25 protein-coding genes, 1 other RNA gene and 1 pseudogene are annotated in these 23,089 nt (G+C 34.2%); 10 read left to right on the forward strand and 17 right to left on the reverse strand.

Features of this window, described 5'->3' with window-relative positions:
• Window positions 1-40 precede the first annotated feature (40 nt).
• Window positions 41-1,558 (reverse strand): D-alanyl-D-alanine carboxypeptidase family protein, encoded by a 1,518-nt coding sequence (locus tag D612_RS18720; protein ID WP_017755202.1) that lies wholly within the window; start codon window positions 1,556-1,558, stop codon window positions 41-43.
• Between the two features lie 208 nt (window positions 1,559-1,766).
• Between D612_RS18720 and D612_RS0109370 the strand changes: the two genes are divergently transcribed.
• From D612_RS0109370 to D612_RS0109380, 3 genes are all read left to right on the forward strand, one after another.
• Window positions 1,767-2,240 (forward strand): disulfide oxidoreductase, encoded by a 474-nt coding sequence (locus D612_RS0109370; protein ID WP_051023176.1) that lies wholly within the window; start codon window positions 1,767-1,769, stop codon window positions 2,238-2,240.
• Window positions 2,240-2,704 carry a thioredoxin family protein gene (locus D612_RS0109375; protein ID WP_017755204.1) on the forward strand — a complete coding sequence of 155 codons (465 nt, stop codon included), beginning with the start codon at window positions 2,240-2,242 and terminating at the stop codon, window positions 2,702-2,704. Before D612_RS0109370 ends, D612_RS0109375 begins: the two co-directional genes overlap by 1 nt.
• 431 nt (window positions 2,705-3,135) lie before the next feature.
• Window positions 3,136-3,753 carry a YitT family protein gene (locus tag D612_RS0109380; protein ID WP_017755205.1) on the forward strand — a complete coding sequence of 206 codons (618 nt, stop codon included), beginning with the start codon at window positions 3,136-3,138 and terminating at the stop codon, window positions 3,751-3,753.
• Between the two features lie 19 nt (window positions 3,754-3,772).
• Here the strand turns inward: D612_RS0109380 and D612_RS0109385 are convergent, their stop codons facing one another.
• Genes D612_RS0109385 through D612_RS0109395 form a run of 3 tightly spaced genes read right to left on the reverse strand, consistent with a single transcriptional unit; the run spans window position 3,773 to window position 5,887 of the window.
• Complete coding sequence (locus tag D612_RS0109385) at window positions 3,773-4,468, reverse strand: phosphoadenylyl-sulfate reductase (protein ID WP_017755206.1); 696 nt, start codon at window positions 4,466-4,468, stop codon at window positions 3,773-3,775.
• Between the two features lie 43 nt (window positions 4,469-4,511).
• A complete protein-coding gene (locus D612_RS0109390) occupies window positions 4,512-5,054 on the reverse strand; it encodes a histidine phosphatase family protein (RefSeq protein WP_017755207.1) in 543 nt (180 codons plus the stop codon).
• A gap of 56 nt (window positions 5,055-5,110) precedes the next feature.
• The gene (locus D612_RS0109395) at window positions 5,111-5,887 is read right to left on the reverse strand and encodes a phosphosulfolactate synthase (protein ID WP_017755208.1); all 777 of its coding nucleotides are present in this window, start codon (window positions 5,885-5,887) and stop codon (window positions 5,111-5,113) included.
• A 199-nt stretch (window positions 5,888-6,086) separates the two neighbouring features.
• On the opposite strand from D612_RS0109395, the gene D612_RS0109400 reads away from it, so the two are divergent.
• Window positions 6,087-7,316: an MFS transporter gene (locus D612_RS0109400; protein WP_233275012.1), complete on the forward strand. Its 1,230-nt coding sequence runs from the start codon at window positions 6,087-6,089 to the stop codon at window positions 7,314-7,316.
• 16 nt (window positions 7,317-7,332) lie between these two features.
• Window positions 7,333-7,608 (forward strand): hypothetical protein, encoded by a 276-nt coding sequence (locus tag D612_RS0109405; RefSeq protein WP_017755210.1) that lies wholly within the window; start codon window positions 7,333-7,335, stop codon window positions 7,606-7,608.
• A gap of 291 nt (window positions 7,609-7,899) precedes the next feature.
• Here the strand turns inward: D612_RS0109405 and D612_RS18205 are convergent, their stop codons facing one another.
• The 6 genes from D612_RS18205 to phaR all read right to left on the reverse strand — a co-directional run bounded on the left by D612_RS18205 (window position 7,900) and on the right by phaR (window position 12,455).
• Window positions 7,900-8,685 carry an alpha/beta fold hydrolase gene (locus D612_RS18205; RefSeq protein ID WP_017755211.1) on the reverse strand — a complete coding sequence of 262 codons (786 nt, stop codon included), beginning with the start codon at window positions 8,683-8,685 and terminating at the stop codon, window positions 7,900-7,902.
• 281 nt (window positions 8,686-8,966) lie between these two features.
• Window positions 8,967-9,173 carry a YozQ family protein gene (locus tag D612_RS0109415; protein ID WP_017755212.1) on the reverse strand — a complete coding sequence of 69 codons (207 nt, stop codon included), beginning with the start codon at window positions 9,171-9,173 and terminating at the stop codon, window positions 8,967-8,969.
• A gap of 301 nt (window positions 9,174-9,474) precedes the next feature.
• Window positions 9,475-9,870: RNase P RNA component class B (gene rnpB / locus D612_RS19020), an RNA gene on the reverse strand.
• Between the two features lie 190 nt (window positions 9,871-10,060).
• Window positions 10,061-11,149 carry a class III poly(R)-hydroxyalkanoic acid synthase subunit PhaC gene (gene phaC / locus D612_RS0109420; protein WP_017755213.1) on the reverse strand — a complete coding sequence of 363 codons (1,089 nt, stop codon included), beginning with the start codon at window positions 11,147-11,149 and terminating at the stop codon, window positions 10,061-10,063.
• 73 nt (window positions 11,150-11,222) lie between these two features.
• Window positions 11,223-11,963 (reverse strand): 3-oxoacyl-ACP reductase, encoded by a 741-nt coding sequence (locus D612_RS0109425; protein WP_017755214.1) that lies wholly within the window; start codon window positions 11,961-11,963, stop codon window positions 11,223-11,225.
• A 78-nt stretch (window positions 11,964-12,041) separates the two neighbouring features.
• Window positions 12,042-12,455, reverse strand: a complete 414-nt coding sequence (gene phaR, locus D612_RS0109430) for a polyhydroxyalkanoic acid synthase subunit PhaR (protein ID WP_017755215.1) — start codon at window positions 12,453-12,455, stop codon at window positions 12,042-12,044.
• A gap of 178 nt (window positions 12,456-12,633) precedes the next feature.
• Here phaR and phaQ point away from each other — a divergent pair, with 178 nt between their 5' ends.
• The 3 genes from phaQ to D612_RS0109445 all read left to right on the forward strand — a co-directional run bounded on the left by phaQ (window position 12,634) and on the right by D612_RS0109445 (window position 14,153).
• Complete coding sequence (gene phaQ, locus D612_RS0109435; RefSeq protein WP_017755216.1) at window positions 12,634-13,041, forward strand: poly-beta-hydroxybutyrate-responsive repressor; 408 nt, start codon at window positions 12,634-12,636, stop codon at window positions 13,039-13,041.
• 25 nt (window positions 13,042-13,066) lie between these two features.
• Entirely contained in the window at window positions 13,067-13,591 is a 525-nt protein-coding gene (locus D612_RS0109440) for a hypothetical protein (protein WP_017755217.1), read from the forward strand.
• A 142-nt stretch (window positions 13,592-13,733) separates the two neighbouring features.
• Window positions 13,734-14,153: a PilZ domain-containing protein gene (locus tag D612_RS0109445; RefSeq protein WP_017755218.1), complete on the forward strand. Its 420-nt coding sequence runs from the start codon at window positions 13,734-13,736 to the stop codon at window positions 14,151-14,153.
• 108 nt (window positions 14,154-14,261) lie between these two features.
• Here D612_RS0109445 and D612_RS0109450 read toward each other — a convergent pair whose 3' ends face one another.
• Window positions 14,262-15,095, reverse strand: coding sequence for an aldo/keto reductase (locus D612_RS0109450; protein ID WP_017755219.1), 834 nt, complete (start codon window positions 15,093-15,095; stop codon window positions 14,262-14,264).
• Window positions 15,096-15,255: 160 nt separating this feature from the next.
• On the opposite strand from D612_RS0109450, the gene D612_RS0109455 reads away from it, so the two are divergent.
• Both D612_RS0109455 and D612_RS0109460 read left to right on the forward strand, forming a co-directional pair.
• Entirely contained in the window at window positions 15,256-15,564 is a 309-nt protein-coding gene (locus D612_RS0109455; protein WP_017755220.1) for a DUF3846 domain-containing protein, read from the forward strand.
• Window positions 15,565-15,704: 140 nt separating this feature from the next.
• A complete protein-coding gene (locus tag D612_RS0109460; RefSeq protein ID WP_017755221.1) occupies window positions 15,705-16,556 on the forward strand; it encodes an HAD family hydrolase in 852 nt (283 codons plus the stop codon).
• Window positions 16,557-16,617: 61 nt separating this feature from the next.
• On the opposite strand, the gene D612_RS0109465 is transcribed toward D612_RS0109460, so the two are convergent.
• The 6 genes and pseudogenes from D612_RS0109465 to D612_RS19025 all read right to left on the reverse strand — a co-directional run bounded on the left by D612_RS0109465 (window position 16,618) and on the right by D612_RS19025 (window position 23,003).
• Window positions 16,618-16,797 (reverse strand): H-type small acid-soluble spore protein, encoded by a 180-nt coding sequence (locus D612_RS0109465; protein ID WP_017755222.1) that lies wholly within the window; start codon window positions 16,795-16,797, stop codon window positions 16,618-16,620.
• Window positions 16,798-16,887: 90 nt separating this feature from the next.
• Window positions 16,888-19,062, reverse strand: coding sequence for a GDYXXLXY domain-containing protein (locus D612_RS0109470; protein ID WP_017755223.1), 2,175 nt, complete (start codon window positions 19,060-19,062; stop codon window positions 16,888-16,890).
• Between the two features lie 108 nt (window positions 19,063-19,170).
• The gene (locus D612_RS19750; RefSeq protein WP_017755224.1) at window positions 19,171-19,308 is read right to left on the reverse strand and encodes a hypothetical protein; all 138 of its coding nucleotides are present in this window, start codon (window positions 19,306-19,308) and stop codon (window positions 19,171-19,173) included.
• Between the two features lie 100 nt (window positions 19,309-19,408).
• Window positions 19,409-20,326 (reverse strand): RluA family pseudouridine synthase, encoded by a 918-nt coding sequence (locus tag D612_RS0109480; RefSeq protein ID WP_017755225.1) that lies wholly within the window; start codon window positions 20,324-20,326, stop codon window positions 19,409-19,411.
• A gap of 146 nt (window positions 20,327-20,472) precedes the next feature.
• Window positions 20,473-21,240, reverse strand: a pseudogene (locus D612_RS0109485) (FRG domain-containing protein); the annotation flags it as partial.
• A 470-nt stretch (window positions 21,241-21,710) separates the two neighbouring features.
• Window positions 21,711-23,003: a copper amine oxidase N-terminal domain-containing protein gene (locus D612_RS19025; RefSeq protein WP_017755227.1), complete on the reverse strand. Its 1,293-nt coding sequence runs from the start codon at window positions 23,001-23,003 to the stop codon at window positions 21,711-21,713.
• Between the last annotated feature and the right edge of the window lie 86 nt (window positions 23,004-23,089).

Below are 23,089 nucleotides of genomic sequence, written 5' to 3' on the forward strand. Positions count from 1 at the left end.
TGTTTATAGGACTAGGCAAAAAAACCACCAATTATATACATTAATAAAATTTAATAGAATTTTGCTTTTGATTTATGGTTGGGATACTCATTCCGAGCATCAACGTAAAAGGATTTACCACTTTTTCAATATCAAAAAGCTTCGAGGTTACAGGTGCGATTAAACTATTGTCGTCAGTAGAATGAGCAGTTGACTTTTCAAAAGCAAAAGCCAGTGGTTGAATTCTTTCGTCAGTAGTTAATAAAGAATGGACATCTAGCTTAACTAGTCGGTCATTTTGTGGTTGCTGCTTAACATTAACAAATAATGTCTTTAAAAACGATTGGGCAACATACGTTCTTCCTTTATATATAAATAATTGATCGTTAGGTTCGTAAGTTTTATCATCGACAATAAGAGAATTTTTAAAAAACTTGACATTTATTTTTTTTACCTCTTTTTGATCATAATCATATCTTGCTTTATAAGCCCTCAATAATAGCTTTTTCGTATCAATATAGCGGCCATCTCGATTACCTTTTAATGTCACTACAAAATATCGATGTCCGTTATGCTCTGCGACCGTGGCTAACGTATGACGAGCTAAACCTGTATAACCGGTTTTCCCGCCAATTATTCCATCAGTATTAAAAGCAGAATTTTGAAATACATGATTTGTTGTCCTCCAGTTTCTGGTTACTTTTTTTCCATCTTTATTCTTGAAAACAGCTTTATATGTAGGTGTTTCTAACACCTCTAAAAATTGTGGATATTCAGATGCCGCCTTTAAAATTAAAGCTAAATCATATGGAGTTGTATAATGGTCAGGATGGTCATATCCATGGGAGTTAACGAAATTTGAATTTCTCGCACCTAGTTCTTGAGCTTTATTATTCATTAGCTCAGCAAATGCCTCTTCTGATCCAGCTATGTGGACTGCAATTGCGACTCCACAATCATTCCCAGAATTTAGCAATAAACCATATAGGAGCTGCTCTAATGTCAGTTCATCTCCTGGATTAATATAAGCTTTTGAACTATCATACGGAATTTTATATACGTCTTCTGTCACAATGACTTTGTCCTCTAAATTCCCATGCTCTAATGCAACTAAAGCTGTTAAAATTTTTGTTGTACTTGCGGGAAAAAATTTCGAATGAGCATTTTTTGCAAACATTATGTTTTGCTCACTATCTTCGAAAATTATTGCACCAGCAGAAGAAATGTTCTCTTTTATAGTAATAGTTGGCCAAAATTCTGATGAAGGCGACGTTTTTAGGTCTGGACTGTTTTCTATAGTATCAGAAGTATCAGAGCTTTCAATCACGATATTATTTGTTTGATGATCTAAGTAAATTCCTTTTCCAAGACGATTGGCAATTACTCTAAGAGGCAAGTATGATTTCCCCTCAAAGTAAATCATCGGTTCCGCAACTGTTTGATCTCCTTCTTCACTTTCAACAACCAAGTCTTTAAATACAGCATGACCACTTTGATCCTCAGCTTTGGCAGAAGGAGTTATTATAAACAACAGTAAAAATAATAAGCCTATGCGAAAGATTGTCCACCTGTCAATCATATATGCCCCCACCTTACGATCATTAATCATATTAATAAAACAATATGAGCTTGTATGAATGATTATGATAAGAACATACACTCGAATACAGGAAGGTGAATTGTAAGAGTTGAAAATATAATGGCAACATTTTGTCTATTATTTTAAAATATCTTAAAGTATGTTATCGTAAAATTTATGAAAAGACGATTAAACAGTAAGTAATGGAATGGACAATTTAAAATACTGTGAGGGAAAAGCCGTGACCAAAAAAGATGTGCAAATATTGGAATATAGTTTGTTCATTAGCTGGGGTGCTGCCCTAATCGCTACTCTAGGAAGCCTTTATTTTTCGGAGGTACTAAAATACATTCCTTGTGATCTTTGCTGGGTACAAAGAATCTTTATGTATCCACTTGTAATTGTACTAGGGGTGGCTATCGTCAAAAAAGATTATAAGATTTATCGTTATGTTTTACCTTTATCTATCGTTGGTGGTATTATTTCTATATATCATTATCTGATTCAAAAGGTACCTTTTTTTGCAGCTAATGCAAATACTTGTGGTGTAGTCCCGTGTACCGGTGAATACATAAATTGGTTAGGATTCATCACCATCCCAATGCTAGCGCTTATAGCGTTTATTATCATTACAATTTCAAACGCATTATTATTTAAGTTTAATAAGAAAGGTGGCAAATAATGAAGAAGATCATTATTTTCGGTTCTATTGTTGTTGCTTTATTTATTTTGCTTGCTGTTGTTACCAACATGAATAATAAACAACAAGCTGTTGGGAATCCATATGGAAAAGACACCCTTCATCCTGAAACAATTAAACAATTAGACGATCCGATCTATCAAAATCAAATCGTACCTAATCAATTAGATGAAGTATTACATAATGGCGGTTCGGCCTTTGTTTATTTTTATAGTCCAACCTGTTCGCATTGTAAAACAACCTCGCCTGTCGTCGTTCCATTGGCAAAAGAGATGGGGATTAATCTTCAGCTTTTAAATTTATTAGAGTTTGAATTTGGATGGGATCAATATCAGATTGAAGGAACTCCAACAATTGTTCATTTTGAAAATGGCGCTGAAGTCTCAAGAATTGAAGGCGGATTTGAAGCAGATGTATTTGAACAATGGTTTAATGAAAATAAATAATCAATTGTGATCTAATAGAGCTTAATAAAAAGAGGTTGTCATTGAACTATAACCAATTTGCATTACAAAATTGATTGTACAGTTCACTTGACAGCCTCTTTTTTATGTTATACTTGAAAATCTCTCTGTTTGTGGCGAGAGTACTTTGTATTTGGATCCTTTTCTTCAAATTTCATACAAGAGTGGCCTGATGCATGGAACACATAGTCAGCCGGAATATGTGGAGATTTAAACCCATACGCCCTACATCCTCTCGGGAATCTTTGATCCCATGTTGTATAAAAATATTTACATTTAAAACAATTTATTTTTCGTTGCTGCTGCTTCATTGTTATCTCAACCCTTAGAAAAAAGTATTTTCTCCATACATATTGATTTATAATAAAACATAAGTATGGACAAGAACGAAGTAATTGAAGGAAAGTGGAATTATGAACAAACCTATCATAACATACATCTTAATTTTTATAGGAGCAATTTTACAAGGGTTGGCTATGTCTTTATTTTTATTTCCACATGATATCCCTTCTGGCGGCGCAGCAGGTTTAGCAATTTTAGTGAATTACTTAATTGGAATTCCATTAGGGCTGGGATTATGGATTGTAAATTTTATTTTTTTAACCGTTGCTTTAAAATTTTTTGGATATAGCTGGACGATCAAAACAATGTTTGCTGTTACAACAACATCTGTAACTGTTAGTCTTCTTACCACATATTTAAAACTACCTCATATACATTTTTTCCTAGACCTACTTTTTGGTAGCATTATTTTTGGTACAGGTGTGGGTTTATTAATTCGAAATGGGGCATCAAGTGGCGGGATGGTCATACCAGCATTAATGATATCAAATTATTTTCGTTATCGACCTGGGCAGGTAATGTTTTTCATAAATTTATCTATTTTTCTACTAACTTCAATTGTTATTAATTGGAAAATAGTGATTTTTGCTATTGTATGCCAATTCATTTCAACGACAATTATTGATTTTGTAAATGAATTTGAGTTACCAAGCGTTTCGTCGCCTTCATTTGGCTGGCGTAAAAAATAAAATGCAAAAGAGCCTTTATTTAAGACAAGTGAAGACCGCATTCTGTTTTTTGATGGTTTTTCCAACGCCCGGCACGTAAATCATCATTGTGACTGACAGGCATTGTACATACTTCACAGCCAATACTTGGATAACCTTGATCATGTAGTGGATTATACGGTAGGTTATGAAAGTTAATGTACATCCAAATTTCTTCCCATGTCCAATGGATAAGCGGACAAATTTTAACAAGCTTAAATTTATCATCTTTATTAATATATTGAATCCCCTCTCTAGTTTTTGACTGTTCTCGTCGTAAACCAGATATCCATGCTTTGTATTGTAACAATTCTTCTCTCAATGGTTCAATTTTCCTAATTTGACAACATTGATCAGGATTAGTTTCCCAAAGCTTTTCTCCAAACTGATCTGCTTGTTGCGTCAAGGTTAAGTTTGGGTTTAGAAAATGAATAGTAAAGTTTGGGTATCTTTTCTTAATATGTTCAATTAATTTATATGTTTCTATGAAATGTAGGTTTGTATCAATGAAGGATATAGGACAGTCCTGTTTAATTTTACTTATTAAATCTAATAGAACGATACTCTCTGCCCCAAAACTACAAGCATAAACAACCTCATCCTGATAATGCTGAAAGGCCCACTTTAAACACTCCATGCTATCCTTGATCGTTATTGATTCAATATATGAATCGGTCCATGTATCATATGTGAGCACCAAATTCTCTCTCCTTCTTACGTGAAGTTTGAAAAGGAGCGTGCTAACACTTGATGATATCCCCTGATAATTGAAGATTAATCATTTCGTTATTCTTCACGGTCATTTTATTCATCTCTTGGATCGTACCAATACGAGAAATTGATAGCATCCCCCTTATCCAAGACCCGTGACCAAACACTAATACACGCGAATATTCTTTATAATAATTAATAAAACGAACTAGTCGCTCCTCAAAATCAATCATTCGTTCTCCAAGTATTAGCGCCCGAGGATTATGAATCCAGTCCGAAACTTTTAACAGCTCCTTTTTTTCCTTTCCTTCATACATTCCAAAATTTAATTCATTTAATAACGGTTCTATTTTTGGTTTATTATAACCGTACGCAAAAGCGGTTTGTTTTGTTCTCACTAATTGACTAACTAAAATAATTTCCGGGCTAAAATCTTCAATTGCTTTCCTTTTTGTTTGAATATCGTGCTTAACTTCATTGCATACAGGTAAAATCGGAATATCTCTTAATCCTTGTAAAACTTCATTTTGATTCCATTTCGTTGGAAGATGTCTAATTAAAAGAAGTTCCATGATTATTGCTCCTTATTATTCCTATTGAATTGTAGTTTTGTGTTTACAAGTAACAACTAAATAACGTTAAGCGCACCGCTAAAATTTGGTTTGAGGAAGAGTGTTTCACTTCGAAGTCCTACCCGTTCTGCTTCTAATAGGAGTACATCTTGTACTTTAACATTACCCAAATTGACATTCGGTCCAAAAGTATTAATAAAAAACATTTGTTGCTTATGGGTTGGAGCTTCAAAAATAATCTTATTTATATCCATTGATTTTGAAAGCTTAGTTACTAGTGACTTATTTACTTCACCTTTTGCGTTGTAAATTCCTGCAGTTCCAGAATCTCGTCCCTCTGTAATAACGTATTGACAGCCAGCATCTAGTAATTCTGTCATTTCAAGCGTCCAGTCGTGTAGTGATAAGTCCTTAGTTTGATCCTTGGAACCAATTTCTCCAACTAGATGAAAGTCTCCTTTTAATTGATTAACTAGCCTAATTCGTTCAGGTAACGAAATATCCAATGTACCATTAGAAATCTCTAGCCACTCTATTCCTAACCTTTTTAAGTACTGTATATATTCCTTAATCTTTTTTTGTAAATAACATTTTTCAAATAATGTTCCGCCAAAGTACACTTTCACACCATAAGCTTTATATAGACTAACCTTTTCCTCAATATTTGGTGTAACATATGCAGTACCCACACCTAGCTTTGCAATATCTATATAGTAATGATAATCCTCAAGAATATTTTTCAATTCCTTTACCGGTATACCAAAATCTGATACTGATGTTATTCCAAACGTACGCTCACGTCCTACTCTCTTTGGAAGATCTAGGAAGTTCATCAGGATTACCTCCTCCTTTAGCTTTCAATGGTTATGCTATTCAGCTCATACCTAATTGGTGCAATATTTAGGTTACATTCGTTTATTAAAATACAAGCATCTTTTTGAATATAAATCGTTAAAGTTCAAACAATAAGAAAGTCATAATTACTTCCTAAAAGGAGTTGTACGACACTTGTCAAAGCAAAATGCATCATTTATGACAATAGCAGCCATCGGATCCATTCCATTAATCCTAGTATTAGGAAATTCGATGTTAATACCAATCTTACCAAAAATGAAATCAGAATTAGCGATCTCCCAATTACAAGTAAGCTTAATTATTACAGTGTTCTCAATTGCAGCTGCAATTTCTATACCAGTATTAGGTTACTTTTCCGATCGTTTCTCGCGAAAGGCTGTCATAATACCCGCACTTATCGCTTATGGCGTAGGGGGTATAATAGCTGGATCTGCAGCGGCTTGGTTTTCAAATGCTTATATGTGGATTTTGATCGGACGTATACTCCAAGGTATTGGGGCAGCTGGTACAGCACCAATAGCAATGGCATTAACTGGTGATCTATTCAAAGGAGGCCAACAAAGCCGCGTACTTGGATTGGTTGAAGCATCAAACGGCTTTGGTAAGGTAGTTTCACCTATCATCGGTTCGTTATTAGCATTACTTGTATGGTATGCGGTATTTTTTGCATTTCCCGCTTTTTGTCTTCTGTCTGTATTACTAACATTATTTTTTGTTCATGAAAAAAAGAAAAAGAAGGAACCTCCTCCTGTAAAGAAATACATCTCAGGATTATTTTCAGTTTTTAAACAAGAAGGTAAATGGTTATTCACAGCTTATTTAGCTGGTGCTACATGCTTATTTACTCTATTCGGTATTTTATTTTATATATCCGATGTACTAGAGAAAACATATGACACAGATGGTGTGTTAAAGGGCAGTATATTAGCAATACCACTTTTGTTTATGACAATCACATCGTATACAACCGGAAGTAAGATTGGTAAAAATATGCAGTTAATGAAAAAACTCATTATCATCGGCTTTTTATTAATGACCGCTTCATTTGCGACCCTTGTTTTTTTTGAGAAACTAGTTCCTTTTATTGCAATCTTAGTTTTCTCAAGTATTGGAACTGGTTTAGTACTTCCATGTGTAAATAGCTTTATTACCGGCTCTGTTGAGGCTGCTAGAAGGGGGTTTGTTACTTCCCTTTATGGATCTGTTCGTTTCCTAGGAGTAGCAATCGGACCACCCATTTACGGTTGGCTTATGGATTGGTCACGTACTGGTATGTTTTTAACTACTGCAAGTTTAACTTTACTCGTTGGATTTCTTTGTATGGTTTTGATTCAAATTCAAAATGAGAATTCAAAAAGTCAAATTGGTGACTCTTTATTTAAACGCCTACAACTTAAAACGGAATAACGTGAGGTGAATGGAAATGCAAATATATTTTTCACCAGAACTAATAAAAAATGAATATCAGTTGTTAAATATCGTTGACCAAAATAATAAACCAGTTGGATTCGTGACTTTTTTATTTGATGAAAAAAAAGTATATGTGTATGGTCAGGCAGAGGATGGTGTTGAAGAGGACTTCAAGGATTTAATGAAGCCATTTATCCATGGGGTAAAAAAAGCTAAAAAAGAAATTGAAGAAGTCCTTTGCTACTTAACAATTGGCGGGAAAAATATTGAACTAAAGGAAGAAGAATAAAGTAGAGGAAGAGGTACCAAATTGGTGCCTTTTTATATTTAGGTCCACTACCTATATTTAAAAAACACAGGGCCGATTTTTCACAACGAAAGCTTTAATTGCAAAGCAAATTCTCGCCTTTCATAGGTAAACCGAACCCATATTTAGGATAAGTACAAGACTTAAATTATTTCTCGGGAAAGCGCAAATTTTGACATTGTGGTATTAATATGCTCGTTCGGTAGCGAAGATTGTAAAACCACCAACTCTGCTGTCTTAAATTGTTAGCTTTATTATTAGTTATCGGCGAATTTAGTTGTTCAGATCAGTCGTTACATCCTGCAAAAACTGATCTACAATTTTATTGAATTCCAGAAAGTGTTTTGTTGGGATTTGATGACGGGCATTTCCAATAAAAATAGTTTCTGTGTGCTTCACGTAGCTTTCAAATAACTTATAATGCTTATGCAAATAATGTATCTTTCCACCGTATGTTAGTAAAAAAGGTTGTGTTATTTGTGATAAACGCACAGAACAGTTATAGGCTAAACCCTCTCTATATAATTCGTAAAGAATGCGAGGGTTTACTTCTAAAATATAATGATATAGCTCCCATCGAAATTGTTTTTCAGTGGTATGACTCATTGAAAGAACTTTTGCTAGCAGTTTCACTCCCTTCCATTTAGCTGTCAACATACCTAGTCGAAATTGCTGTTCAAGTAGGTAACTGTTTACTTCTGGAAAACCACCTGATAAAATGACTGCCTTAGTTCTATCAGGATATGCTAAAGCAAATTCAAGAACAATTGAACAGCCGTTTGAATAACCAGCAATTATAGCTTTATCAATATTTAAATGGTCTAATAACTTTAACAAATCCTTTGCTAAGAGCGGCATCGTTATTTTTTCAGCTGTGAAACCACTACGTCCATTCCCTCTTATATCGTAGGTTATTACTTTATATTTTTTAGCTAATACTTTTTGTTTTTTGAATGTTACAAGCCCCATTGCTGGGGGGTGGACAAATACAATTGGGATTCCATTCCCCTCAACTTCATAGTACATGTCACAAGACTCGTCAATTGATAAATATGGCAAGCTTCCCTTCCCCCTTTCTGTTTTCTTCTTTATAACTAATGAATAAAAACCACCTGTTCGGTGGTTTTGTTACTTGTTTAGGAAATTATAAAATTTGATCCTGTGGATAAAATACTATAGCACAGAGAGTAGTCGTCCAGCTCCAGCGCCCAGCGACTAGTAAACTTCGCTCATCTCTTTTGTGATAAGTCAACATCGACTCGTCCCTCGACGTGTTTTGTTTATCTCAGTCGATGCGCTCTTAGTTTATACGTCGCTAATCAGTGCGCTTATAGCTTTTGTTACTGATCGTATCCCTTTTGTGGTATATCGAGGTTTGTACCATTTGCATTATAAATCTTCCCATCAATTGTACCCTCAATTAATGTATCGTTTGCTTGTTCATGTGTCATAGCCAATGCTATATCGATGTCTTGGGAGCTTTTGTAATTACTCCCTTGATGATTCTTTTCTGCAATTTTTGAACTTTGTTTGTTCTTTTCCGTCATTTTTTTCACCTCATTTTGCAAATTGTTTACGTAAGCTCAGCTTCCAATAATAGTTTGTGCAACTTTTGAAAAATGAATTCGTAAAAATATATGGGTAAAAAAAAGCTTAACTTTTAACAGATTAAGCTTTTTTGAGATAGAACATATTGATTTTTCCTATTCTATATTCCTGAACAGTTTTTTGAATATCTTGTGCTAATTCATTTGAATCTTGTTCTATTTTTAATAAAATTTTAAAAGGCTATCCTTTTAAAGGATAACCTCTTAAAATTAGTTTACATATTATCAGGTTCATACAAAACCTTGTAAGCCGTGTTCTGTTCATTCGGTGCTCCAAGCGAATACATAGTATTCTCGCACAGGAATGGAGAATCATCTATCTCATAACCATTAAGGTTATGGTGTCCTTTCGGTTTGATTCCCTCTAGACACTTCCCCTACCAAATTTGGGTTTCTCGCTCGTGGGGTTTACCTCGTTCCACCTCTAACGTTTCCGTCAGAGCTCCGTCACTGTGGCACTTTCAAGGTATTCACACCATATCCTGATGGACGTAGGTGTTTTCCCTGCCGTCAACTCGAAATGATTCGAGCTGCCCTAGCTTACGGTTTCGCTAGGCACGAACACTACAGGCATCGCAGCCTGTGCGAGCACGGACTTTCCTCACAGATCCAAAATCTGCGCGATTCTCTCCGGTTTTGTATGACTAATTTATAATTATATCTTACATTGCTTATAATAACAATAAACTTCATAGAAGTCAATTGTTTGTTAAAAAAATAAACACTTCTTAATGTGACATGAGGAGTCCTTTCAGGTCGCTGGTGAAAGCAAAATACGCTTTCAAGGCTCCTTCAAGGACATCCTCATGTCAAATAATAAATTTACTTCATGAACGTTCTGCTAGCCAATCACCAATCGTTGGATACGTTACATTATTTGCTTTAGGACCAAACGTAACAGAAACATGGCCGGTAGGAACACAAACATATTTTTTGTCACTGCTTGACACTACATTCATCAACGCTTCAACTTGATGTGGCATCGCAATTAAATCTTTTTCTGCTGCTATATTTAATATATTAGCTTCTATATTTCGCAAATTGACTTTTCGTCCTCGAATTGTTAATTCACCTTTCATTAGCTTATTTTGCTGATAAAAATCACGAATCCATTGACGATATGCCTCACCAGGGAATGGAATACCATCTGTTAACCATTTTTGCATTAGCTTCCATGAGTCTACAAACTTTTGATTTTGCGAGCGATCCATTAAGCTTACATATGGTCCATAAAAGTTCGTTATCGGTTTAAGCATTTTATTCCCAAAGTCAATCATTTCCGGTGGAACATTTCCATAAGTTTCAATGACATTATCAAGATTGAAATAACGCTCATCGAGAAATACTTGATAAAGACCTGTCTTTTCAAAGTCAAATGGACTTGTCATAAAGACAAGATTTTTAATCGGTAAGTTAGGATGAAGACTTGCAAAAATAGATGTCATTGTTCCACCCATACAGTAACCAAGAATTGATATTTCGTCGGTGTCGGCTGTCCGCAATACTTTTTTTACAGCTCTAGGAATGTAATCAAGTATATAATCATCAAGCTTCATATATTTATCTTCTTCACCAGGTGTCCCCCAGTCTAGTAGATAAACATCAAAGCCTCGATTAACAAGATACTCAACCATACTAAAGCCAGGTGTTAAGTCTAAAATATATGGCTTATTAATAAGAGCATATACCATTAATAATGGAGTTTTATACTGTTTTGGCTCATCTGTTATATAACGGTAAAGCTTCGTTTTATTCTTTTTCCAAATGATTTCTTTTGGAGTTAAGCCAACTTCTGGCTCGGCTTCAACCGTCATAATTTCAGAAGCCCGTTTAATCCTCGAATATGAATCCTTTATTTCAGTAGGAATTGTTTTTTCAAGCACAGCTTCCCATTCTTTTACTAATGAAGCTATCATTGTTCTTTTATACCACCTTTCTTAAATAAGAATCGCAAAGATAGAACGAATCCTGCTCCACGTCTTTTGTTATTTACATGTACAGTCCACCGTTAATATTTAACTGTTGACCAGTTATATACTCTCCATCCTGGCACAAGTATAGAACACCACGAGCGATTTCTTCGGCATGCCCGAAGCGTCTTGCCGGAATTCTTCCTTGAATTTGTTCACGGACATTATCTGGAACTTCACTTAGCATTTCAGTTTCAATAAAGCCTGGACAAATTGCATTTACTGTTACACCAGTACGTGCTAATTCTAACGAAAGTGATTTAGTGAAACCAATTAACCCCGCTTTTGCGGCTGAATAGTTGGTTTGACCAAATCCGCCTGCTTGACCGATGATTGATGAAATATTAATGATTCTTCCATTTCCAGAATCTATTAAATGTTGTAAAGCAATAGAAGTTGTATTAAAGACACTATTTAAGTTAACGTCGATTACTTTACGCCAGTTATTTTCATCCATTTTTTTAAAGGTACGATCACGAGTAATTCCAGCATTATTAACGAGAATATCTAAGCGACCATATTTCTCAATTGCTTCCTCGACTAAAACAGAAGCCTCCCTTAAATCAGACACGTCACCTTTGACAGCTATGGCACTCCCGCCGTTCGCTAAGATCTCGTTAACAACACGCTCTGCACAATCTTGACTGCTATTATAATTAACAACTACCTTCACCCCTGCATTTGCTAATTCTTTCGAGATTGCTGCCCCAATTCCTTTTGAACCACCTGTAACGATAGCTACTTTCCCCATTAAATTCATTTCATTACACCCCTATTTTTTAAATGATTTCTTTACACCCTAGTACTTTGACTCAGTAAAATTTCTTAGGATGATTTGTTATGGCTTTTGTAGAATATCTACTATTTGATCAATTTTTTTGTGAAGTTCTTTTACTTCTGATTTAAGTGTATTGATTTCACTCATTTGCTTTTGTTGAGTCATTTCAATGTCAAGAAATCCATCGACTACTTCTTCAATATGGTCGATTTTTTCTTCTACATTTATCATCATCGTTGCTAAATTGGCGAGATCTTCTTTTGATGGCATATTCATTTGTTGTAAATAAGCTTTAGTCGAGTCATTTACTAGTTTTTTGTATTGCAGATTCATATCAAGTACCTTTCCTAAGCCTCGTGAAAAGTCCTCTGTTGCAAGATTTTCATCTAATACTTTGCTCCAATACGTTTCCGCTTGATCATAGAGGTTTTTCCACATTTCAAAAGGATCGATCGTTTTCGTTCCGTTGTTCACAGTTATTACTCCTTTCTTGACTTTGTGTTTTTGCTCACAATTTAAAAAGTATGAAGCAATTCGTTAAGTAGAACTAAATAATTTATTTTTTTAAAAATATTCAATTTTAAGTTCTGCCTATATCCCCATATGTGTAAATTACATGTAGGAGAAGTTTTAAAATTAAGCAGGTGATAAAATGTCTAAACACACTAAAAGCTCGACAAGCGAATCCGATCATCCTTTTCAAGCTCCGAGAAATTTCATTATTCCTTTTGTCCTATTAAGCCTTCGTGATTTGAACCTACATGGATATAAAATAATGCAACAATTAATCGATTTTGGTTTTTCAACGATCGATCAAGGAAATTTATACAGAATGCTTAGACAATTGGAAAGAGAAGAAATGGTTCAATCAAAGTGGGATACTTCTGAGACAGGACCTGCAAAAAGAATTTACTCACTAACGGAGGTAGGTGAAAAATACTTAAGTACTTGTGTTAGTTCGCTGGAGCAATATCAGCTTTTAATCAATCGTTTTTTTAACATGTATACCGATATGTTTATGATTCAAACAACAAAGAATGGTTGGGAAGACAAAACATAACTATTTTAAAGTGAGGGGAATTTGTATGCTAAGTAACTCGAAAAATATAATAAATTTAATGTGGGATCGTTGGTATGATAGTATATCCATGATTTATGACGGACAAAAACAAATGGAATTGTTATTTTTCCAGTCTATTTCAAAGCAGAAGGAAGTATGGGAAATTCTAAATAATCAAGTAGATATTTATTCTAATGAAGTAAAGTCAGAGGTGAAAACATACCAAGAAAAAGCAAATGATTTCGTCGAGTCGATTTCAGATCAAGCAACAAAAGAATCCATTTTGAAAATCCAAAACCAATTAGATAATATTGTGGAGTTGTTCTCTAAAATGTCACTTACTCCACAAAATGTCATTAACCATTTCGTTTCTGAAAATTTAAGTCGTGTGGAGACAAATGTGAATGAGTTAATGAACCAGCAAGCCAAAAATCGTGAAGAAATGAAAGTTATGGTAGAGAAATATTCAGAGGAACTAAAAAACACCCTACTTAAACTCTGTGAAACAATCGAGGCAAAGCAAAATATCAATTTGACGTTAACTAAATAACTATATCGATTGTTTGTTTTTTTCATCACCATTTCTTAATAATAATTTTATACATTTTTTAATTATTTTTTAACGAAACTTGTCCCAATTTCCATTATAATGGTATTAGAAAGTTTATATTATGTGGGAGGAGGGACAAGTCATGGTATATGGATATAGACGTCATGAGGGCTTTCGTTATACTTTTAATGAACCGATTGAATGTTATTTTAAATTGATAAAAATTGATGATCGAGAAATAAACTCTGATTATGGGAATGGTCATATTATTGATATAAGTCCTACTGGTATAAAATTAAACGCATCTTTAAATTTATCCCACTCCAACAGCCTAATTAAAATTGAAATTAATTTTACTATTGCAGGAACTTCGTTCGATTTACCCGGTATTATACTATGGCAAAAGAAAGGGTACCATCAAGACTACTATTATGGTGTTAAACTTCTTGTTTCAACAGATACAACGGAGAGAATAGTGGAGCAAATCAAAATTCATGCCAAAAACTCTTTAACGAAAAAAGGGGTACAAAAAGTCGAAGTTAAAACAAAATCAACAACTTAAACAAATACAAAAGGCTGCAAAAACATTAAAGGTGATTTAGAAATCACTTTTTTGACAGACGCATTCCTTATAACGATGCTCAAGCAGCCTTTTTATTTTATAATTCAATTAAAATTTAAAATGATCAGGGTCCTGCCCCGTGCGTTCGTTTGTATTTAATGCATCAATAGCGTTCATATCAGTACCGTCTAATTGAAAATCAAATACATTTGCGTTTTCCTCGATCCTTTCTCTATGTACTGATTTTGGAATTATTACGACACCATTTTGTAAATGCCACCGTAAAACAATTTGCGATGGCTTCTTATTATATTTTTGTGCTAATTCGATAATAGTTGGATTATCTAAAATTCTCCCACGCATCAACGGTGCCCATGCCTCTATTTGAATTTCATTTTCATTACAAAATGATCTAAGCTCTGTTTGTGACAACCGTGGGTGTAACTCTACTTGGTTAACCATTGGCTTTATTGTGCAATTTGAAATGATGTCGTTAAGATGATGGATTTGAAAATTACATACTCCTATTGCCCGTACTGCCCCATCCTGATAAAGCTTTTCAAGAGCTTTCCACGTCTCAATATACTTTTCCTTTACAGCCCAATGAATTAAATATAAATCGATATAATCAACATCTAGCTTCCTCCTACTCTCTTCAAATGCAATTAGTGTTGAATCATATCCTTGTTGATCGTTCCAAACCTTTGTTGTAATAAATAGTTCTTCCCTTGGAATATTCGTTTGCTTGATCGCCTTGCCAACACCTTCTTCATTATTGTAAAGAGCTGCTGTATCAATGCTTCGATATCCGATTTCGATCGCTGTTTTTACAGTATTGATAACTTCATTCCCATCGTTTACTTTATAAACTCCTAAGCCAAGCCACGGCATCTTCACACCGTTATGTAAAGCCGTACAATCTTCAATCGTTTTAAAAGTCATCGTAAAAAATCCTCCTTTTTACAAAATTTAAGTCTTTCCTTCAATTTTTTTCTTACTATGTTAAGAATATCATAAATTATTTCCAAACATTAATAGCTACTCGTTACTTGTTATCATGGTAAAATGATAAATAGAGAATTTATGCAAAGGGGCTTTTTCAATGAAAGTCATTATATGCGAACCAAATGTTCCTCCATATGTTGAATTAATTAACGGAAATTATAAAAATTTAAAAGAAATACTTGGTAATGATATTAAAGCAATCCCAACAAGTGAACCTAATATTATTATTATATGTAACCTCGAACGGTATGAAAATAAAAAAAGCTGTATGGAAAACCGTATGAATATTCCCGGTAAATTTCTATTTGTTGGTCGGAGAAACAATAGACTACGAAGCTTAACCGACGATGAAATTAATCAAGTTATCGATGCGATTCGAAAAGATGATTTAACTGTTATTCATTAAATTTAATTTAATATATTGGACTCTAGCTGTTTATCTTAAGTTAAACGGCTTTTAATTTTGACTATTTTTTTGGTATTATCTTACATATATATTTATATTTTTATACTCGAACATAATAGTGAGGAGATTGATAACTAAAAATGGACAAATCAAAAGTTAAAGCAATCGTATTTGATTTAGACGGTACTCTATATGAGGATACTCATCATTTCGATTATTACGCAAATCAGTTAGAAAAAAGAATTACGGACAATCATAAAGCTGATTTTCGTGACGATTATGAACTCTCCATTGTTTATAAACATCCAATGCAAGTAGGTCGAATTTATGATGTCAAGCGAGACCTTATTTTAGTAACAGATAACGGGTATGTAAAGAAAGCATTTGAGTGGAATGGTACCCAACTTAATAAGGAATTAATCAATGAATTATATCCTGACCAAATTACATACGATTTCCACTCCATGTTAAATTGTGGTGATATATGGTGGGTATTAATTAGTATTGCTACACATTATGGACTAGATGGTAAAGAAAGTAATGAAGCGTTTTTAGAAACACGGAGCTTTATGATGTGTGAAGACTTTATCATGAAGCCAATCCCTGGTTTAAAACAGATGTTGAATTCACTTAAAGATAATCACATTGATTTATTTATGTTAACCAATAGTCCTGAGCCAGACAGTGAGGCTATCTTAAAAAAATTAAAAATTGATGAGCTCTTTTCAAAAAAATTTTTCAATGGAAATAAACCAATTTCAACACAAAAATGGTTTGAAGAAATTCAGCAACACTATCATGTTCCTTTCGATGAGATTTTGAGTGTTGGTGATAATTTAATTAATGAAATCGATCCAGCTCGTCAGCTAGGCTGTCAAACAATCCTTATTGATACGCACGGAGTAAATAAAGGAGCAGGAGCTGATTACATTGTTAGGAATATGAGTGAGGCTCTTCCAATTATCGCCAAGCTAACTAAGATAACTGAATAAGGAAGGAACTGTCCAAAAAGTCATAATGTAAGATTTTTGGACAGCCCCCTTTGTTCGATCTTTATTTTTCTTCTAATTCTGCAACAGGTACAATCATCACATCGTCTGGATTATCCTTCATAAATACACTTACAGACTGGTCCGTTTCATTTGTATGCTTTAACCATACAGATACACCATTATATTTCACTGTGACCTCGTTTGGCGAAGTAATAATTTGCTTGGCCCGCTTAATATCCATATATCATTCGCTCCTTAAGATTGTTTTCATTACTAGAATTCACTAGGGCGAATAAATGTATTCATCATGATCAAATCGGAATAAAAAGAATTAGTCTCGAGCTACATCTACAAGTAGTGCATCTCCATTTTCAGCAACCCGAACATAAGCATAGTTGATAATTTCTTGTAAATCCCATCCAGTTCCTTCGGGCACAAAATAATTTTCAATTCCATACTCAATATTTTCATACCCTTTAAATTTCCCTGTTATCCATACATCTGCACGATTTTTTATATCGTCGGGAACGGCTTTACCAGTTGCATAAACTCCGCTATATTCATATACACCGCCGGTCTTCTCCTCTAAACCTACAAAAATACGCTCGTTCCAAGATACATCCTCGTCCAGCTCAAGCGATGAAATGTCATAACGTAACACTAAATAATCGCCTTGGAGTAAAGAACGCGGGTCAATAGGGGCTAATTCCAGCTTGATTAATTCACCATTTGTTAATAGATGTTCACTTTTCTGAATTTGCACTCCAAGAGTCACAATTTGAACCGCAATAATGGTTACAATTGCTGTAACCATTGCCATTGTTCTTGGTTTCCTTCCACTACCTTCGAGTTGTATGTTATCAAATTTAATTGTAATTGCAATAATGATAAGACCTGTTATCAAAAATGTTACTGATTTATGCAATAATCCCCATACAAGGTCATAGTACTTATAAACGATAAAAGCAAACCAAAATAACAATAATATCCAGTGATGGACTTTATGATTTTGTTTTAAAGTTAGCAGCACATAAAGTGTGGTCAAAACGAAATAACTGCCATTTGTGAAATAATATAAGATCGGCTCATTTTCAAATAAAAAGGTTAAAAAGAAAAATGAGAACATCCCATAAAAGATACTGTTATTTATTAATACGTCTTTAAGACGCCCATCATCGATAACTTTTGTTGTACCAAAATAAATAGCAAGATTAATCGTTAGTATTAAACCAAAAACAAGTTCAATATCGTAATTAATATCATTAATTACAGCAAAAAACGAAATCATTGTTACTAGATAAGTTACATAGCGAAAGCCTGAGCTTTGAATACTCCAAAAAACAAATACTAATGCTCCGATAAATAATAAGCCTAACCAACTACTACTTTCTAAAAATGTAGCGGGTACTCCAAGAAAAAAGGCTGTAAACAAGAGTGTGTAACGAATAACTTGATCCCATTTTTCCATAAGAACCCCAATTATAATTAAGGCAATGGCGAAAAACAGGAAAAACGTAAATGATACATCGTCAAAAAAGAGATAGGAGATACCGAGAATAGAGCTTCCTGCAATAATCGAGGCAACTGCAGTGGCTACCCCAACAATTATTTTTTTCAAAAATGATTGTTGTTCTCCTCTTTGATTTTGCCTCCACTTCCTCAACCCAAATATGACGAAACCAACAATAACAAACGGGATAAATATTGTAAATAAAAAAACATATTCTGAACCAATATAATCAATAAATTCAATAAATTTAATGATGATAAATGCTATTGAAAATAACCCTACTAATACTAAAAATGGTTTATTAAATTGTTTTTTCAATATATAAATATATAAAGCGATGGATAGTAGGATGAATAAAGAACTGACAAAAACATTAAACCAATCAAATAATTCCTCCATCGTTAACCCAAGCAATATGATTTGCATCATAATAAAGCTACAATATTGAAGCGGTCTTGATTTCAAAATACCTCGGTCCGTTACTAAATACAAGATTCCGTTAACAAGCGCTGTTATAAGAAGTATCCATTGTGCGAACTCTTTCGGTACATATTGAAAACCTGATGATGGAAAAAGATAAAACCACAAAGTAAAATGAAGCAATCCATATGAAAGAATATAAAAGGGCTGATATTTCGTAAAAATACTAAATAATAGTGCAGGAATGGACCAAATCATAAATAGCATATAACTGTCCGCATGTGAATTATAAATCTGACCTAAAAGTGCAACTCCAACTCCAAATGATAAACATCCTAAAAAGAGAAACAAGTCACTTAAAAATGGATGTTTTTTAACAAGCTTTCCTAAAACAAAGGAAATAATATAAAAAAAGACGATCAAGCTAACGCTTAATCCAATTTTCATCCATTTGTCAAAACCTGGCCAGTTTGCAGCAAAAAAGTAAATAATTGCCGTAATAATTAAAGAAAGACCAAATATATAGGAAATCTGTATCCCTTTAACCTTCCATTCTTGCTTTTTTCCATATTCCACAGCGTACACTCCCTTACCTCTAAGCTTACCATATTATATCATGTGACAAGTTCAATAGTTTGTAGTACATAAAAAAAGAAAAAAGCCATTGAGAAATATCTCTAGGCTTTATTCACTATGTTGAGTTGTATTAAAAAATTGTTCCTCTGCTACTTCCATTTCTTCCTGAATGTTTTTTGACTTTTGGGAACCCATTTCTCCATCAGACTCATAGCTTAAATTGAAGTCTTCATTCTTCTTTTTCACCACAAGCACCTCTCTTCTGTTGTCGTAACCATATTAAAAAAGGTTCACCTTAGTTTTTACGAAAAAACAAGAAATGTATACACTTGACAGCACAATATTTCTATTTTCTAATCATTTTATAAAGGTTCATTAAATCCTCCGGCCAAGGTATTGAAACCTGGATTTGTTCGTTACTAAACGGATGGCTGAACGAAATGTGTTCTGCATGTAATGCTTGTCTTGCTAAGCCTCTAGCTGTAGCACCGCCATAAAGCTTATCTGCAACGATCGGATGGCCTAAATAGCTCAAATGAACACGAATTTGGTGTGTTCTCCCTGTATCAAGCTTTATCTTTAACATTGTTATATTATGTGTTGCGAATACCTCAGCTACTTCATAGTGAGTAACAGCAGAATCACCGCTCGTAGAGACCCTTCTCCTTGATGGATGATGACGGTCTCGTCCTATTCTCTCATTAATCGTCCCACATTTTCTCTTTACAATTCCATGTACAAAAGCTATGTATGTTCTCGATATTTGTCTTTTTTCAAGCAAAAGATCAAGAGCTGTCCCTGCAAGCTGGTGTTTCGCAAACACGATACCACCTGAAGTTTCCTTATCTAAGCGGTGAATATGGCGAACTTTCGTTGAAATTCCTTCAGATTGTAAATGAAAAGCAACTGCATTTGCCAATGTATGCCCTTGGCCTTCATTAGGATGGGTATTGATGCCAGCGGGCTTACCCACGATTAATAAATGGTCATCCTCATAGTAAATAGAAATCGGTATATATTCAGGAATTACACCATAGTCCTCATGAATAAACAGCCGTATTTGTAACCGATCACCTTTGTTTACCTGCATATTAAAGTGTGACAAGGCAGTCCCATTAAGTTGAACGTTTTTTTCCATTCGGTATTGGTGTAATAGCTTTTTTGGTGTTTTCCATTTTTCTTTAAGGATGGTGTCAACCGTTTGTCCAACCCATTCGTTAGTAATGAGCACGTCAAGCCATTCACCTTTTTTTACTGCCTGCATAAAAATACCCCTCTTACAATTTTTTACGATTTGTCTCATGATTTTATATTTTACTACTTTGACTACTAGTTTCTTTATACTTATCAATAATAACTATATTATATTAAACAGATGTAGTCTATTATAGGACTTCATTGTGGCTATCCTTAACGGTACATATGTTCATCTTCTTGCCATAGTACAATACCTGTAGATGTATCACGAAAAAACTCTTTATTATCATACGAGCTTTCATCCTGTAGCCTTTTCTTCTTAAGTTCAGTTGTTGTCCACTGATTCACATACATAGCAAGTCCGGTTAAATCAGGGAAAAGAGCTAGCTGATTCATGCCGCTCAAATTTAAAAACAAATCAATATCGTTTTCTAAATCACAATCTATTTGAATATGCTTTAATATTTTTTTCTTAAACAGGATGCCATTTTCTTCATCCTCAAGCCCATTTTTTGTATTCCCTTGAAGTGTGAAAAATCCTCGTTGAGACAAACTCCGATACGTATTCATAGTTGGACTAAGTGCCATTGTTTTATTAAAATTTATTCTTTCTTTTAGGAAAGAACCTGTTTTCGGCATACTTTTTAATTCTCCAAAGTTATGAAAGGTAAGGTTTAATTTGATAGGATCAAGAAGCCACACGGAGCATGGCTTATTTCGCTGCCAATTTTTTGTGGCAAAGTATAATGCAACCGCAAAGGATTCCGACCAATCAAGAAGTCGCGTTTTCACTCCATATTGTTGCATTAAATAAAGTAGGTCCCATTCATTATCAGTTTTGTGGAGTTCATAACCATTCTCAAAAAAACGCTTATAGCTAAGTTCCTCCCACTCGATAATTCTTTCTATCGGAAAGTTTAATCTAAATAACCCTGATAATAAAGAATAACGGTCGCCCTCACTATGATTGTTATTTTGTCCTCGATACCATACAACCTGGCTTTTTTTAGAAAAAAAAAGTAACCTCTTCTACTATTTCGAGCCATTTTTTTGAGAAAAAATGATTTGTAATATTTTGTTTTCTCTGCAACAAAATCACCACCTAATTCATAACAACCTCATTACAAATTATAGCCAAACTCACTAAAGTAATATGCAAAGTGATTTTTACATAACAAAAGCTATAGGCGCCCTGATTAGCGACGTATAAACTAAGAGCGCATCGACTGAGATAAACAAAACACGTCGAGGGACGAGTCGATGTTGACTTATCGCAAAAGAGATGAGCGAAGTTTACTACTCGCTGGGCGCTTGCGCTGGACGACTACTTTCTGTGCTATAGTATTTATCCGCAGGATTTTAAACAATAAAAAAAAGATAGCAGTACATAGCATCAGCTATTACTCGCTATCTTTTGTAAAAACGAATATATTCACTTCACTAATTTTCGATTATTGGACACCGGCAGCTATTTTTATTTTTTCTTGATGCTCAAAATCTATCTTTCCATCCTTATGACGTGTGCTATTTTTAAAGTGAATATCAAAATGGCCGTTAAAATTATTGTCTTCAATATACTGGATGTCATGGGGCATAAAGGACATGGAAGCAGCAATTTTTCGCCCACTTGCTTCAACAATGACTGGGCGAGTATTCCAATTAAATCCTCCCCATATTTGTTTTGCGATTTGGGAATCATTAGCGGTTAAAGGCTCATTATCTGCGTGATTTGCTCCGATTGTTCGTTTAACCTTAAAGCTTTTTCCAGTTTGGTAATCCGTGACAGTTGCAACCGTTCCAATTGAATAAATGTATTGAGCCTCTGACCACCAATCCAAATACTCTCCATGTCTTTCACTTACGGTTGCTTGAACTGGAATATGATGAACCGGAACTAATACCGTCTGTCCTTTACTTAGTTGACTTTTTGTGGTCAAGCTATTTAATGTTAGTATTTCATTCATAGGTACGCCGTACTTCACACTAATCCCCCAGATCGTATCTCCTGTCTGAATAATATACGGCTGAAGGCTGATAGTTGATAGACCTTCACTATTACTCTGTGAATCTATTTTTAATAGCTGACTGGAATGGATTATATCAGATTTTAATTGATTTAATGACTTTATGTCAGCAACCGTCATACCAAATTTTGAAGATATTTTAGATAATGTATCACCAGGTTTAACAGAATATAACTGAACCCCACTTACGTCACCGCTCTTAGGAACAACATCAGTATTCGCTTCTAGCTCAACTTGAACAAACCTTGCTTTTAATTTCGGAAAAGATTTAATATTGATTGTTCTCGATACATCTGACCATGTAACGTTCATACCTAACGCTTCACTTAAAAACCGTAATGGTACCCTCGTAATTCCGTTTGTTAGTAAAGCCTTGTCCATTTTAACTTGATCCCCATTCATACGAGCTACAGTTGAACCTATAATAAAGCTTACATCACGCCCATCCTTTGAAATACCTACACTATTTGATTCTTCATTCCACCAAACAGAGGCACCTAAGCTTTCGGCTACCTCACGGATTGGAATATACGTTCGATCATTTTTGATTATCGGCGCATTTTTAAAAGGATAAACTTCTTCGTAGATTACAATTTGAATTGAACTGTTTGCCTGTGAATAATCAGGAACTTGAAAAAAGGTAGTTGCTGCTATTGAAGTACCCAATAAAAGTTTCAAAAATTTCATGTGTTTCGTGGTTTTCCTATATTTCGTAGTCATCTTGTCCACATCCTAGTTGTAATTTCCACTCTACTAAAATAGTTAGGTTATTTTCTAACTTTATCATACTGTGAATCTAGCTAAAG

Origin of the sequence: Calidifontibacillus oryziterrae, from assembly GCF_000331575.1 — a bacterium.
Lineage (GTDB): Bacteria > Bacillota > Bacilli > Bacillales > Bacillaceae_J > Calidifontibacillus_A > Calidifontibacillus_A oryziterrae.